Source organism: Pantoea sp. SOD02 (genome assembly GCF_024707505.1).
GTDB classification, from domain to species: Bacteria; Pseudomonadota; Gammaproteobacteria; order Enterobacterales; family Enterobacteriaceae; genus Pantoea; species Pantoea symbiotica.
The window spans coordinates 1-15,125 of sequence record NZ_CP102604.1 but is presented as its reverse complement, the minus strand read 5'-3'; the positions used below and the strand labels follow the sequence as shown (position 1 = coordinate 15,125).

The 15,125-nt window shown below is 53.7% G+C and carries 14 protein-coding genes; 2 read left to right on the top strand and 12 right to left on the bottom strand.

Annotated elements, in window-relative coordinates; translation table 11 throughout:
• Positions 1–40 precede the first annotated feature (40 nt).
• The 8 genes from dgoD to NR302_RS00035 form a co-directional block, all read right to left on the bottom strand.
• Positions 41–1,189: a galactonate dehydratase gene (gene dgoD, locus NR302_RS00070; RefSeq protein WP_007893527.1), complete on the bottom strand. Its 1,149-nt coding sequence runs from the start codon at positions 1,187–1,189 to the stop codon at positions 41–43.
• Positions 1,186–1,803: a 2-dehydro-3-deoxy-6-phosphogalactonate aldolase gene (locus tag NR302_RS00065; RefSeq protein ID WP_258144238.1), complete on the bottom strand. Its 618-nt coding sequence runs from the start codon at positions 1,801–1,803 to the stop codon at positions 1,186–1,188. Before NR302_RS00065 ends, dgoD begins: the two co-directional genes overlap by 4 nt.
• A complete protein-coding gene (locus NR302_RS00060) occupies positions 1,787–2,665 on the bottom strand; it encodes a 2-dehydro-3-deoxygalactonokinase (RefSeq protein WP_258144237.1) in 879 nt (292 codons plus the stop codon). Before NR302_RS00060 ends, NR302_RS00065 begins: the two co-directional genes overlap by 17 nt.
• Positions 2,662–3,360, bottom strand: a complete 699-nt coding sequence (locus NR302_RS00055; protein ID WP_101763893.1) for a FadR/GntR family transcriptional regulator — start codon at positions 3,358–3,360, stop codon at positions 2,662–2,664. Before NR302_RS00055 ends, NR302_RS00060 begins: the two co-directional genes overlap by 4 nt.
• A gap of 259 nt (positions 3,361–3,619) precedes the next feature.
• Entirely contained in the window at positions 3,620–4,429 is an 810-nt protein-coding gene (gene yidA, locus NR302_RS00050) for a sugar-phosphatase (protein ID WP_258144236.1), read from the bottom strand.
• Between the two features lie 150 nt (positions 4,430–4,579).
• The gene (locus NR302_RS00045) at positions 4,580–4,894 is read right to left on the bottom strand and encodes a hypothetical protein (RefSeq protein ID WP_154156950.1); all 315 of its coding nucleotides are present in this window, start codon (positions 4,892–4,894) and stop codon (positions 4,580–4,582) included.
• 67 nt (positions 4,895–4,961) lie between these two features.
• The gene (locus tag NR302_RS00040) at positions 4,962–5,750 is read right to left on the bottom strand and encodes a molybdopterin-dependent oxidoreductase (RefSeq protein ID WP_258144235.1); all 789 of its coding nucleotides are present in this window, start codon (positions 5,748–5,750) and stop codon (positions 4,962–4,964) included.
• Between the two features lie 10 nt (positions 5,751–5,760).
• Complete coding sequence (locus NR302_RS00035; RefSeq protein ID WP_258144234.1) at positions 5,761–6,366, bottom strand: cytochrome b/b6 domain-containing protein; 606 nt, start codon at positions 6,364–6,366, stop codon at positions 5,761–5,763.
• A 322-nt stretch (positions 6,367–6,688) separates the two neighbouring features.
• Between NR302_RS00035 and NR302_RS00030 the strand changes: the two genes are divergently transcribed.
• Complete coding sequence (locus NR302_RS00030; protein WP_258145227.1) at positions 6,689–7,399, top strand: response regulator transcription factor; 711 nt, start codon at positions 6,689–6,691, stop codon at positions 7,397–7,399.
• A gap of 10 nt (positions 7,400–7,409) precedes the next feature.
• A complete protein-coding gene (locus NR302_RS00025; RefSeq protein ID WP_258145225.1) occupies positions 7,410–8,882 on the top strand; it encodes a HAMP domain-containing sensor histidine kinase in 1,473 nt (490 codons plus the stop codon).
• 51 nt (positions 8,883–8,933) lie between these two features.
• Here the strand turns inward: NR302_RS00025 and gyrB are convergent, their stop codons facing one another.
• The 4 genes from gyrB to dnaA all read right to left on the bottom strand — a co-directional run bounded on the left by gyrB (position 8,934) and on the right by dnaA (position 15,125).
• On the bottom strand, positions 8,934–11,342 hold the full coding sequence (gene gyrB / locus NR302_RS00020) for a DNA topoisomerase (ATP-hydrolyzing) subunit B (RefSeq protein ID WP_008105298.1): 2,409 nt from the start codon (positions 11,340–11,342) through the stop codon (positions 8,934–8,936).
• A gap of 17 nt (positions 11,343–11,359) precedes the next feature.
• Complete coding sequence (gene recF / locus NR302_RS00015; protein ID WP_061719989.1) at positions 11,360–12,445, bottom strand: DNA replication/repair protein RecF; 1,086 nt, start codon at positions 12,443–12,445, stop codon at positions 11,360–11,362.
• A gap of 167 nt (positions 12,446–12,612) precedes the next feature.
• Positions 12,613–13,713, bottom strand: coding sequence for a DNA polymerase III subunit beta (gene dnaN / locus NR302_RS00010; RefSeq protein ID WP_008105300.1), 1,101 nt, complete (start codon positions 13,711–13,713; stop codon positions 12,613–12,615).
• Between the two features lie 5 nt (positions 13,714–13,718).
• On the bottom strand, positions 13,719–15,125 hold the full coding sequence (gene dnaA, locus NR302_RS00005) for a chromosomal replication initiator protein DnaA (RefSeq protein ID WP_008105301.1): 1,407 nt from the start codon (positions 15,123–15,125) through the stop codon (positions 13,719–13,721).

Genomic DNA, 15,125 nt, shown 5'->3' with positions numbered 1-15,125 from the left:
ATATAGATATTTTCAAATGACTATTTTTAGTGCGTGTTAATTACCATTCGGCGACAGAACCATCGGGGAATCTCCAAAGTGGGTTTCTCCAGTCAGGGGCATTTTTACTGCGTTCGATCACCAGCTCTTCGTTAATTTCCACGCCGAGGCCCGGTTTATTTAACGGATAGAAATGACCGTCATCCATTTTAAAATCGTCTTTATTGATCACGTAATCGAGCAGTTCGGCGCCCTGATTATAGTGAATCCCCATGCTCTGCTCCTGGAACACCGCATTGCGTGAGACGAAGTCAACGTGCAGGCACGCGGCCAGCGCGATTGGGCCCAGCGGACAGTGTGGAGCCAGCGCCACATCGTAAGATTCGGCCATCGCAGCAATTTTGTAGCACTCGGTGATGCCGCCCGCGTGTGACAGATCCGGTTGCAGAATCGCCAGTCCACCCGCTTCCAGCACGCGTTTGAACTCAAAGCGCGAGAACATGCGTTCGCCAGCGGCGATCGGAATGTGAGTTTGCGCTGCCAGACGCGGATAATATTCCGCCTGCTCCGCCAGCACTGGCTCTTCAATAAACAGCGGGCGATAGGGTTCCAGCTCTTTGATCAGTACTTTTGCCATTGGCGCGCTAACGCGGCCGTGGAAATCGAGGCCAAACTCAATCTCTTTGCCAAAGGCTTCACGGATCTGCGCCACGGTATTCACGGCGTCATCGACTTTGCGCGCGTTATCGATAATGCCCATCTCTTCGCAGCCGTTGAGTTTGAAGGTATCAAAACCGATGGTGCGCAGTTTCTTGATGCCATCAATCACATCTGCGGGACGATCGCCGCCCACCCAGCTGTAGGCTTTGATGCTGTCACGCACTAAACCGCCAAGCAGTTGATATACCGGTACGCCGAGCGCTTTGCCTTTGATATCCCACAATGCCTGATCGATACCGGCGATGGCGCTCATCAGAATCGGGCCGCCGCGATAGAAGCCGCCGCGATACATCACCTGCCATAAATCGTTGATGCGCGCCGGATCCTGACCAATCAGGTATTCCGACAGCTCATGCACCGCCGCTTCTACGCTGCGCGCACGGCCTTCAATCACCGGTTCGCCCCAGCCAACGATGCCTTCGTCAGTTTCGATTTTCAGGAACATCCAGCGCGGCGGCAGGCGATAAGTGGTCAGTTTGGTAATTTTCATCGTACAGCGTCCTTATATGCAGCAATAAATGCGCGAGCCTGTTCCACAGTGCGCGACAGCGGTTGGCCGGCGCGATAGAGATCGCTGCCCAGCCCCGCGCCGATGCAGCCTGCGGCCATAAATTCATGCAGGTTTTCCGGCGTCACGCCGCCCACGGCAAACACCGGCACTTCCGGCGGCAGCACCGCTTTCAGCGCTTTGATGTAGCCCGGACCAAAGGCTGACGAAGGAAAAATTTTCAGCGCCTGCGCACCGGCCTGTAAGGCGGTGAACGCTTCGGTCGCGGTGGCGCAACCGGCGGCAACAATCATCCCTTTGGCGACTGCCTGGCGGATTACGGCGGCATCGGTGTTCGGCGTGACGACTAATTTGCTGTTCAGCGTTGCCAGCTCATCGACCTGCGCCGGATTCAGCACCGTACCCGCGCCAATCAGCGCTTTATCGCCGAAGGTATTCACCATCGCGCCGATGCTTTTCGCCCACTCCGGCGAGTTGAGCGGGATTTCAATCGCATCGAAACCCGCTTCAATCAGTGCGCCAACGTGCGCTTCGGCTTCATCCGGCGTGATGCCGCGCAGAATGGCGATCAGCGGGACTTTAGTTTGCCAGGACATTCGCAATACTCCTTATTCCATGCTGGAAAGCACGATCGCCTTCCAGCGTGACTGAATCCATGCCGATAAACTGCAGCGCCTGCTGATAACGTTGCGCCAGCGCGCTACCGGCAATAATGGTGATCGGTCGGCTTGTGGCGTTGGCCTGTTGCGTCATCAGCGCCACTTCGTGACCAATCAGCAAGCCTGAAAGAAAGTCACTGATATGGCGGCGATCGCGTGCGCCGAGCACGTGAGAAGCGCGGACTTCAAACAGGCGCGAGAGAATCGAAGCATCGTTGCTGCCGACTTGCACGCCTTCGCGGAAAGCTGCCGCGTTCGCTTGCTGCTCGGGTAAACCCGCGCCAATCAGCGACTGTTTCAACAGCAGATGATGCAGTTCACCGGTCATCACGGTGCGGAAATCCAGCACGCGATCCTGTTCCATCTGCACCCATTTGGCGTGCGTTCCTGGCATCACGTAGAGCGGCGCAGGTTGCAGTTCTAACGCGCCGAGCAGCTGCGTCTCTTCACCGCGCATAACGTTGTAGTTGTCAGCACGTTCGACGCTCAATCCCGGCACGATCCACGCTTTATCTTCAACGCGCGTCAGGCGGCCAGCGATTTCGCCCAGCGCCACCGGACAGGAGAGATACGGCACCGACAGCCAGCCGGCATTGCTGCCCACCATGCCCGCCATCACCACCGGCACGTCGTTGACTGGCCAACCGGCAGTGATGCTGGCAAACACTTCCGCTGGCGTACGATCGCCCAGGCGTGTGACGCCGGCTTCCGAACGACGCTCATCGATGCAAACGCCGGTTTGATAATGCCAGGCGCGCAGGTTGGTTGAGCCCCAATCAATCGCGATATAGCTGGTCACATAATCTCCTTGAGTCGCGCCGTTGAGCTGGCAATCATCGCTTTCGCCGCCTGCTCAGCAGCATCGCCATCCTGATGACGAATGGCATCGAACAGCGCTTTGTGTTCGGCGAGCGTGCGCGGCATGTTGCCTTCGTCCGCCATGTAGGTTTGCGCGAACACCGCTTTTTGCAGCTGGCTGATCGCCACGTTGAGCTGCTGCAACACCGGATTGTGTACCGAATTCAGCACCGCTTCGTGATAGCGGATATCCGCTTCATTAAAGGCATCACGATTGAGGTGGTTAGCAACCATGTCGTTGTATGCCAGTTCAATCGCAGCCAGATCGCTTGAGGTGGCGCGTTCGGCTGACCAGCGCGCAATCTGCGGCTCGACCAGCACACGTACTTCGTTCATGGCGGCAATCAGACGCGGGTCCTGATCGTGCGCCAGCGCCCACTGCAATACGTCGCTATCGAGATAGTTCCAGTGATTGCGCGGCGTGACGAACGCGCCGCGATAGCGCTTCATCTCCATCAGGCGTTTCGCCATCAGCGAGCGAAACACTTCGCGGATGATATTGCGCGAGGTGCCAAAGCGCTCACACAGCTCAGCTTCGGCGGGTAACGCCGCGCCCGGTACAAATTTGCCGGCCACAATTTCTTCACCCAGCGTCAGGATGATGCGCTCTGTTTTGCTTAATTGTTCTTGCGTCATGATGTTCCATTCAGTGAAAGGCAGTTACGCATCAGATTACTGCTTTCGCGTAGCGAAGCCTAACGGCCGCCCTGACCTGCGCCGTCGATTGTAGTACCATTAAGTTAAGTTGTACTACAATCTGGATCACAAAATAGACAATGCTTGTGCGATGATGTAATAAGGTCGCCACGAATGGCGACCCTACGATGGCTTGGTGAGGTTTGTAGGGTCGCCATTTATGGCGACCAAAAAACAGCGTGAGGAGAATAAGAAGGGTTTAAAGCACCAGCTCTTCAATGGCGTGCGCTACGCCGTCTTCCATATTGGTTTTGGTAATGAACTGTGCGATTTTCTTCACCGAATCAATGGCATTGCCCATTGCTACGCCGGTTCCTGCATACTCAATCATCGCCAGATCATTTTCCTGATCGCCAATTGCCATCACTTCTTCGCGCGCCAGGCCGAGCTTCTCAGCCAGCATTTTCACGCCTTGACCTTTATTCACGCGGGAATCGAGGATTTCGAGGTAGTAAGGCGCGCTTTTGAGAATGGTGTAGTTGTCGCGTGCCTGCTGCGGCAAGCGCTGAATGGCAGAATCCAGCAGATCGGGCTTATCGATCATCATCAGCTTAGGGAAACGCGTGGCGCGATCCATCTCCTCCACGGCACGATAGCGCACTGGAATGCCGGTCAGGCTCGCTTCGTGGATGGTGAATTCGCTAATGTCTTTGTTCGGCGTATAGAGGAAGGATTTGTCGAAGGCCTGGAAGTGGACGCCAAGGTCGCGCGCCAGCTGTTCGATATATAAATAGTCATCAAAACCCAGCGTGATTTCCGCGACGCACTCGCCATCATTAGCGCGATGCACCAGCGCACCGTTGTAGCTGATGCAATATTGACCTTCATCAACCAGATTCAGCTCCATCAGATAGCGCTGAATGCCGACGAACGGACGGCCGGTAGTGAGCACCACCATCACACCTTTTTTATGTGCGCGCTCAATGGCCGATTTAACTGCAGGCGTGATCTCGTGCTGCGGATTGAGCAGCGTGCCGTCCATATCGATTGCAACCAGTTTTATAGCCATAACGTCCTCGTTGAGTCAGGGTTTTGATCAATGCTAGCGCGATTCAGCTCACATTGACCAGTTTCGCACCCGACTTCAGATTTTTTCCCCGTAAAGAAAAAGGCCATCACGAAAGTGATGGCCCGACATACATGGAGTAAGAGGATGATCTTAGTGGCTCATGGCGTCTTTTTTCATGCCCATTTCATCTTTCTTCATGGCATCTTTTTTCATGCCCATTTCGTCTTTCTTCATGGCATCTTTCTTCATGCCCATTTCGTCTTTCTTCATGGCATCTTTCTTCATGCCCATTTCGTCTTTCTTCATGGCATCTTTTTTCATGCCCATCGCGTCTTTGTGCATGGCATCTTTCTTCATGCCCATTTCGTCTTTTTTCATGGCGTCTTTGCCCATGGTATCAGCAGCGTAAGCCACAGACATGGTCATCATTGAAGCGATAAAGGTTGCTACGATTACGTTTTTCATCGGGTGTTTCCTTACATTTCTAGGGTTTATAAAAGGTGTTGGCGCAATATGGCACCGAGTTAAGGGATCAGCTTCCGCCGAACCAGTTGTAGCCCTCGTCTTCCCAGTAACCACCGGTATAACGATTGGTTATTTCTATCACCTGAATATGCTTCGGATTTTTGTATCCCAGTTTGGTGGGAATACGGATCTTCATCGGAAAACCATATTCAGGCGGTAGAATTCGTCCATCCCAGCTCAGCGCCATGATGGTTTGTGGATGCAGCGCCGATGCCATATCGATGCTGGTGTAATAATCATCCGCACACTTGAAGCTGACGTATTTGGCTGTGGTATCGGCGCCAATCAGCTTCAGAAAATCAGCAAAACGCACGCCGCCCCAGCGACCAATTTCACTCCACCCTTCCACGCAGATATGACGCGTTATCTGATCAACCTGCTGCATGTTGTAGAGCTCAGGCAGCGACCAGCTACGCTTATCATTCACCAGCCCGGCAATCTCCAGACGCCACTGGTCGCCATTGATCTGCGGGATATCTTCCTCACCGTAAAACGCGTTAAACGGAAAAGATTGCGAGATACGATCGGCGCTGTATTCCGGTGACAGATTGGCCGGATTAAACAGCCAGCTCTGCACACGATCGTTGAAGCGGGAAAATTTATTCAGCACGCTATCAACGTCTGGTTTATCACTGAGATCGCAACCGGTTAACATCACTACGCCGCCGAGCGTTAAGCCCTGACGTAAAAAGCGGCGACGTGAGGATGAATCCAGTTTGCGTGCCAGTAACTGCTGCGCCTCTTTGACCAAGGCATCTGCATCGCTGGGCGAAAGATCAACATCAATTTTTTTCATTTCGCTCTCCTTAGCGTCCGCGCAACATTGCGAGCAGCGTTTTTGGTACCAGCGCCACCATCACAATATGTACCGCGACAAATCCCACCAGCGCTGACATAGCATAAAAGTGGATGTAACGTGCCGCTTCATAACCGCCCAGCAGGTCTCGTAACAGTCCAAACTGCACCGGTTTCCACAGCACTAAGCCAGACAGCACCAGCAGCAGGCAAACCACCATCACAAACAGATAAGCGGCGCGCTGTACGTTGTTGTATTGACGTAAATCTGCATGGGCTAATTTGCCTTTCAGCGCGCTGAGTGCATCATGTAAGAATCCGCGCAAACTCAGCGGCAGAAACTTCTTACCGAAGCGACCGGTAAATAGGTTCATCGCCAGATAAACCACACCATTTGCGGCGAAAATCCACATCGCGGCGAAGTGCCATTGCAACGCACCACCCAACCAACCGCCGAGAGTAATCTCACCGGGAAAGCGAAAATCAAAGAGTGGAGAAGCGTTGTAAATGCGCCATCCGCTCAGCGTCATAATCACAATGGCCGCGGCATTCATCCAGTGACAAACGCGTAACCACCACGGATGGATCACGGCTGAACATTTTGATTTATCATCCATCTGCATCTCCATTTAACCGGTCCCATCAATCAATTCAGGCCGCATTCTGCCGTCATTCCGCCGAGCCGTATGACAAGAAATGTCTCAATAGACGCATGAGCTCATTCTCTGTTTACCTTCCATTTGGCTTGATAACGTCAGCCACTTTCCCCGGTGCAGACGCAATAATTTCCATCCATGTCTGACCTCAATCACTCATGTCTGGATGCTATTGTGTCCAATTGTTGTTCACCAAAGCCTCACGTCGAGTTAAACAAAATGTGAAAACTCTGAGGGGTTTTAAGCGGTAATATTGATTAAATTAGCGAAGCAGGAAGGGATGATGTCTGACGCAAAAAAAGTACTTATCGTCGAAGATGACAGCGGAATTGCCGACGTTCTGCGCTTAAACTTTCAGGATGAAGGCTATGATGTAACACATGCCGCAGACGGAAATCTCGCCGTTATGCTTCTGGAATCTCAGCATTGGGACGCCTTAATTCTCGATCTGATGTTGCCTGGTATTGATGGTCTGGAAATCTGTCGCCGGGCACGCGCTATGAAGCGCTATACGCCGATCATTATGATCAGCGCACGCTCCAGTGAAGTTCATCGCGTGTTGGGTCTTGAGTTGGGTGCAGATGATTATCTGCCGAAGCCTTTTTCGGTGCTGGAATTGGTGGCGCGACTTAAAGCGCTATTTCGGCGTCAGGAAGCGATGAACTTAAATTCACGCATGGAGGCCGGCACCTTACAGCTGGGCGCATTAATGATTGATCCGGTGGCACGTGAAGTCTGGTTGGACAGTAAGCCGATCACCTTAACGCCTCGGGAATTCGATCTGCTCTATCACTTCGCCAAACATCCGGGAAAAGTGTTCTCCCGCCTCAACCTGCTTAATCAAGTTTGGGGCTATCAACACGATGGTTATGAACACACCGTGAATACACACATCAACCGCTTGCGGTTAAAAATTGAAGATAATCCTGCTGAACCGCACTACATCCTTACGGTGTGGGGAAAAGGCTACAAATTCTCGCTGCCTGCCAATTAGGTTTTTAATGATGAAACGCCTGACACTCAGCCAACGCCTGGCGCTGGTTTTCGCTTCTTTGCTGTTACTTTGCACACTGCTGTCAGGTTGGATGCAGATTCGTATTAACGCGCAATATGGTAGCGCGGTGGTGCAGCGTTTGTCCGATGGATTGGCGCGTAGCATCGCCAGCCTCAATCCCAATATGATTGGTGAAAAAGGCGTTAACTTGCCGCTAATGAAGGCACTGTTTAGCGATTTGATGGTGCTCAATCCCAGCGTGGAAGTCTATTTGCTGGACTTGCAGGGCAACATTCTCGCCGATGCGGCGCCGCCAGGTCATATCAAACGCACCCATGTCAGCCTGAAGCCCATACAGGCGCAACTGAATGGCGCGACATCGCCGGTATACGGTGATGATCCGCGTAATCTCCAGGAAAATAAAGTATTTAGCGTGGCGCCGCTGGCGCGTAATGGTCAAACGGTGGGCTATCTGTATGTGATATTGCAGGGCGAGAATTATCACCAGCTGGCGCAGGAAGCACAGATTGATATTCTGATGCGCACGTCTTTCTGGTCATCTTTACTGGTGGTGTTATTTGGCCTGACGGCGGGCGCGGTGGCGTTTAGTTTGATCACGCGGCCTATGCGTCAGTTAACGCAGCGCGTGCGCCAACTTAACCGTGAAGACATGACCGAGATAAAACAACTGGCTGATCTCCCGCTGCCAAAACCTCATGAAAAAGATGAAGTGAGTTTGTTGCAAGGTGCCTTTGTCGGCATGGCGCGACGCGTCGCTTTTCAGTGGGAAAAGCTGGCTTATCAGGACCAGCTGCGCCGCGATTTTGTTGCCAATATCTCGCACGACCTGCGTACGCCGCTCACCACTTTGCATGGCTACCTCGAAACCCTGCTGTATAAATCGGACAGCCTGAAATCGGCCGAGAGTCAGCGTTATCTGCACATCGCGCTGTCGCAAAGCCAGAAAGTTAGCATGCTGGCGCAGCAGCTTTTTGAGCTGGCACAGCTGGAATATGGCGTGATCAAGCCTAATCGAGAGATGTTTAGCCTCTCGGAACTGACTCACGATGTGGTACAGAAGTTTGAGTTAATGGCCAGCACGCGCAATATCCGCTTTGTGGTGGATATGCCAGAGCAGCTGCCACAGGTGAATGCCGATGTTTCGATGATCGATCGCGTGCTGACCAACCTGTTTGATAATGCGATCAAGCATACGCCGGAAGCGGGCACCATTGAGGTGACGTTACGCAGCGCCGATCGTGAGGTAGAAGTGAGCCTGAAAGATTCCGGGCCGGGCATTCCTGATAATTTACGCGCCACGCTGTTTGAACGTCCATCTGCGTTAACGCATGCCAGCACGCGCAAAAATAGCGGGGGGTTGGGGTTGATGGTGGTGCGCCGCATCCTGCAACTGCATGAGCGTGATATCCGTTTGGATGATCAAACATCAGGCGCTTGCTTCCGTTTCTCCGTTCCGCGCTGAAAACAAAAAACCCTTCCACCAGGGAAGGGTTTTTACGTTTTGCCGTGTCGATTAGATATCGATGTTGGCGGCTTTCAGCGCATTCTCTTCAATGAAGGCGCGACGTGGTTCTACCGCATCGCCCATCAAGGTGGTGAACAGCTGATCGGCAGCAATCGCATCCTTGATGGTCACACGCAACATGCGGCGGCTATCTGGATCCATCGTGGTTTCCCACAGCTGCTCTGGGTTCATCTCACCCAAACCTTTATAACGCTGTACTGACAGGCCGCGACGCGACTCTTTCACCAGCCACTCAATCGCCTGCTCGAAGCTGGTGACCGGCTGACGACGTTCGCCACGTTCGATATATGCATCTTCTTCGATCAGGCCACGCAGCTGTTCGCCCAGCGCACAGATTTTGCGGTATTCCGGTCCATCTATGAACTCGCTATCCAGCGGATAATCAGTATCCACGCCGTGCGTACGCACACGCAGCACCGGTTCAAACAGGTTCTGCTCATGGTTGGCACGTACATGGGCCAGATAGCTGCTGCCGTGCGCTTCACGCTCGGTTAAATAGGCCACTAAACCGTCAATCCAGCCCTTCACGTCGGCTTCATTGCTGAGGTCGCTTAAGGTTGGATGGTAGATCAGGCCGCGTAGCAGAGCCGTAGGGAAACGGCGCTCCATACGTTTGATCATGCGCTGCGTGCCGTTGAAATCAGCCACCAGCGTTTCCAGCGGCTGACCGCCCAATGCCGGTGCGCTGGCGTTGGTGTGCAGCGTAGCGCCGTCGAGTGCGATAGAAATCTGATACTGATCCATCGCTTCATCGTCTTTAATGTACTGTTCTTGCTTGCCTTTCTTCACTTTGTACAGTGGCGGCTGAGCAATGTAGACGTGACCACGTTCTACAATTTCTGGCATCTGACGGTAGAAGAAGGTCAACAGCAGCGTACGAATGTGCGAGCCGTCGACGTCCGCATCGGTCATGATGATGATGCTGTGATAACGCAGTTTGTCCGGATTGTATTCATCACGGCCGATACCACAGCCCAGCGCGGTGATCAGCGTGGCAACTTCCTGCGAGGCGAGCATCTTGTCGAAACGCGCTTTCTCTACGTTGAGGATTTTACCTTTCAACGGCAGAATCGCCTGGTTCTTACGGTTACGGCCCTGTTTTGCTGAGCCGCCCGCTGAGTCCCCTTCCACAAGGTAGATTTCAGACAGCGCCGGATCGCGCTCCTGACAATCGGCCAGTTTGCCTGGCAAGCCAGCCAAATCCAGCGCGCCTTTACGGCGAGTCATTTCACGTGCACGACGGGCTGCTTCACGCGCACGCGCCGCATCGATGATTTTACCGACCACAATTTTCGCGTCAGACGGGTTTTCCAGCAGGTATTCCGCCAGCAGTTCGTTCATCTGCTGCTCAACCGCCGATTTCACTTCTGAAGAGACCAGCTTATCTTTGGTCTGAGAAGAGAATTTCGGATCCGGCACTTTCACGGAAACTACAGCAATCAGGCCTTCACGCGCATCGTCACCGGTCGCGCTGACTTTGGCTTTTTTGCTGTAGCCTTCTTTGTCCATGTAGGCGTTCAGCGTACGCGTCATTGCCGCACGGAAGCCGGCCAGATGCGTACCGCCGTCGCGCTGTGGAATGTTGTTGGTGAAGCAGTAGATGTTTTCCTGGAAACCATCGTTCCACTGCAGCGCCACTTCCACGCCGATGCCATCTTTCTCAGTCGAGAAGTAGAACACCGTTGGATGAATTGGGGTTTTGTTCTTGTTGAGATACTCAACAAACGCCTTGATGCCACCTTCGTAGTGGAAGTGATCGTTCTTGCCGTCGCGCTTGTCTTCCAGACGAATTGAGACGCCAGAGTTCAGGAACGACAGTTCACGCAGGCGTTTCGCCAGGATTTCGTACTCAAACTCAATCACGTTGGTGAAGGTTTCGTAGCTCGGCCAGAAGCGCACGCGAGTACCGGTTGCATCGGTATCACCCGATACTGCCAGCGGTGCCTGCGGCACGCCATGCTGATAAACCTGCTGATGCACTTTGCCTTCACGGCGAATGGTCAGCTCCAGCTTCTGCGACAGGGCATTTACGACTGAAACGCCAACGCCGTGCAGACCACCGGAAACTTTATACGAGTTATCATCAAATTTACCGCCGGCGTGCAGGACGGTCATGATCACTTCAGCAGCAGAGACGCCCTCTTCCGGGTGAATGCCGGTAGGAATACCACGGCCATCATCTTGCACTGAAACAGAGTTATCTGCATGAATAGTAACGGTAATGTCACTACAGTGACCGGCGAGCGCTTCGTCGATTGCGTTATCCACGACTTCGAATACCATGTGATGCAGACCGGTGCCGTCATCCGTATCGCCGATGTACATGCCCGGGCGTTTGCGTACCGCATCAAGCCCTTTCAGGACTTTGATACTTGAGGAGTCATAAGAATTCGACATCAACGTTTCTCGCTCATTTAATCTTCAGGTTGAACCACTATTTTACCCTGTTCCACGCGGAACATCTTGCCCTTTTCATCACTCATGTCGATTACATGCTCGACACCAATGGCGCTGACAAATACTTGAGCCTGCGTGGCTTTTAGGCGTTCAGCTAACAGCCGACGACGGGTGTCATCCAGCTCTGAGGCAAAGTCATCAATCAAATACAAACAGCGTCGTCCGCTGCTGCGCGTCAGGTATTCGCCCTGCGCTAAGCGCAGCGCACACATCAGCAGTTTTAACTGGCCGCGTGAGAGTAAATCTTCCACCGGCGTACCTTCGGCACGAATACGAAAATCGGCTTTATGCGGGCCGCTGGCGGTGTAGGTGAGCGCGCGGTCGCGCTCGAAATTGCGTTCCAGCAGTTCGGCGTAGTCGCTCTCTTTATCCCAGCCGCGCTGGAAAGAGAACGCCAACTCAAACTCCGGTAAAAACTGGCCGCAGGTGGCGATGATCTCGCGGGAAATCGCCGCGCTGTATTCGGCGCGCCAGGCGCTAATCTGCTCGGCCAGCGGCACCAGTTCCTGATCCCACGGACGAATCTGGCTGTAGCGCGAAACCTGACGCAGCGCCGCATTGCGTTGTTTTAGCAGACGACGCAAATTGCTCCAGGCATGGAAAAAACCGGGCGAGGCGTGAAAACAGCCCCAATCGATGTAGGCACGACGGTATTTTGGACCGCCATTGAGCAGGGTAAATCCTTCCGGCGTAATCAGCTGCATCGGCAGCAGCTGCGCCAGCTCCGCCACTTTGTGGCCATCGCTGCCATCAATTCGCACTTTGCTGTCGCCAGCACGATTCTTGGTCAAACCGACCGACAATTCTCGTTCGCTGCCTTCGATGCGACCGTGCAGCACAAAGGCGTCCTGATCGTGACGAATCACGCGGCCAGCTTGCAAACTGCGAAACGCGCGACCGTGTCCCAGCGTGTAAATCGCCTCCAGCACGCTGGTTTTGCCGCTGCCGTTGGCACCGACCAGGAAATTAAAGCCCGGCGCCAAAGCCAGATCGGCCTGCTCGATGTTGCGAAAATCTTTAATCAGGAGGCGGGTTAAAGCCATAACGAATCCAGCGAGAGGGGGATTTTACCTAACATTTGAGATCCAGGCCGTCGGCGGCGCAGCCAGTCTGGTTACGGCCAGCGCGCAGAACTTGGGAGCATACTGAAGTATGTGACCAAGGGCGAGCACTGCCCGGGACCAGAATGGCAAGTAAGCCAGGCCGATATTTATAAACGCATTGGCATGACGACGTAGGCTGCAGCCGGACTGGCAACATCTTCAATCTGCACGCTTGAAACGCCATCGGTCAGCAGCAAACGTACGTTCTCGCACTTCAGCGCATTCAACACATCCAGCACATAGCTGACGTTGAAACCGATCTCCAGATCGGTGCCGTTGTAAGAGACATCCAGCATCTCTTCTGCTTCTTCCTGCTCCGGATTATTCGCCGTGATCTTGAGCTGATTTTCCGTGATATAGATGCGAACGCCGCGGAACTTCTCATTCGAGAGAATCGCCGCACGCGCAAATGCCTGCTTCAAAATATCACAACCAGCTTCTAGCGCTTTATCGGGGTTCTTCGGCAATACGCGGCGATAATCCGGGAAACGGCCATCAACAAGCTTCGACGTAAAGATGAAGTCGCCCACGTGTGCGCGGATGTTGCTGCTACCGATTTGCACCTGCAGCGGCGTTTCACCACCGTCGAGCAAGCGCATCAGCTCAATCACACCTTTACGCGGCACGATCACCGAATGGTTCGGCAGCGCCTGACCAATCGGCATTGAGCACACCGCAAGGCGGTGACCATCGGTGGCGACGGTACGCAGCTCTTCGCCTTCGGTTTCGAACAACATACCGTTGAGGTAATAACGCACATCCTGATGCGCCATTGAGAACTGCGTGGCTTCAATCAGACGTTTCAGCGTCGCCTGTGGCAAGGTAAATTCCACCTCACTCTGCCAGTCATCAAGATTCGGGAAGTCGCTGGCGGGCAACGTTGACAGCGAGAAACGGCTGCGGCCAGAGCGCACCAGCATTCTGTCGCCTTCCAGCGTCAGGCTGATCTCAGCGCCTTCCGGCAAACCGCGGCAAATATCGAGGAATTTACGCGCGGGAACCGTGGTCGCGCCCGGCTCGTGTGGCTGCGTCAGCGCAACACGGGCTACCATTTCCATTTCCAGATCGGTACCGGTCAAGCGCAGCGAGCCTTCGCTAACCTGCAGCAGTAAATTTCCCAGGATCGGCAGCGTCGGGCGTCCGCCAAGTGGACCGCTAACCTGTTGCAGTGGCTTCAGTAACTGCTCACGTTCTACAATAAATTTCATATGCGTCAGGAAGATAGTGTTCGAATGAGGTTAGAGAAATCTTCTTTGATGTCGTGGCTCTCTTCACGCAGTTGCTCGATTTTACGGCAAGCGTGAAGCACGGTGGTATGGTCGCGGCCACCAAACGCATCGCCAATCTCCGGCAAGCTGTGGTTGGTGAGCTCTTTCGCCATCGCCATCGCCATCTGGCGCGGACGCGCTACCGAACGCGAACGGCGTTTCGACAGCAAATCCGCCACTTTAATTTTGTAATACTCGGCCACCGTTTTCTGAATATTATCAATGGTGACCAGTTTTTCCTGCAGCGCCAGCAGATCGCGCAGCGCTTCGCGCACGAAATCGATGGTAATGGCGCGGCCGGTAAAGTTCGCGTTGGCAATCACGCGGTTCAGCGCGCCTTCCAGCTCACGAACGTTGGAACGCAAACGCTTAGCAATAAAGAAGGCGACTTCACCCGGCAGGCGAATATCGTTTTCATCGGCTTTCTTCATCAGGATCGCGACGCGCGTCTCCAGCTCAGGCGGCTCGATCGCCACGGTTAATCCCCAGCCAAAACGTGATTTCAGGCGATCTTCTACGCCGTTGATCTCTTTTGGATAGCGATCCGAGGTCAGGATGATCTGTTGATTGCCTTCCAGCAGCGCGTTAAAGGTATGGAAGAACTCTTCCTGCGAGCGCTCTTTATTGGCAAAGAATTGAATGTCATCGATCAGCAGCGCATCAACCGAGCGGTAGTAACGCTTAAACTCTTCGATAGCGTTGTTCTGCAAGGCTTTAACCATGTCCTGCACAAAACGCTCAGAGTGCATGTACACCACTTTGGCATTGGGCTTGCGCGCAATAATCCCGTTACCCACCGCGTGCAACAGGTGAGTTTTACCCAGGCCGGTGCCGCCATAAAGGAACAGTGGGTTATAAGCGCCGCCAGGATTATCCGCCACCTGACGTGCCGCCGCGCGCGCCAGCTGGTTCGATTTACCTTCAACGAAGTTGTCGAAGTTATGACGGTTATTCACATTGGAGCGGTAAGTGACATCCGCCGGCGCAGGCACCGAATCCCAGCTTGGACGCAGGATTTGCGTCGGCGCGGGACGATTTTCAATCGGTGCAGGTGCGCTGTAACTGGAAGTGGCCATCGCCGGTTGGCTGGTTGTCACCTGTGCGGCAGGACGCGTGCCGACTTCGAAACGCAGTAACGGCACATTTGCACCGCAGAATTCATTCAGCAGCCCATTGATACTATTGAGATATTTATCTCTAACCCAGTCGAGTACAAACCGATTTGGTGCATACAAGGTCAGCGTATTGTCGTTCAATTCAGCTTGCAGCGGACGAATCCACATGCTGAATTCGGTGGCAGGAAGCTCATCCTGCAAACGGGCAAGACACTGTTGCCAAAGCGTAAGTGACAC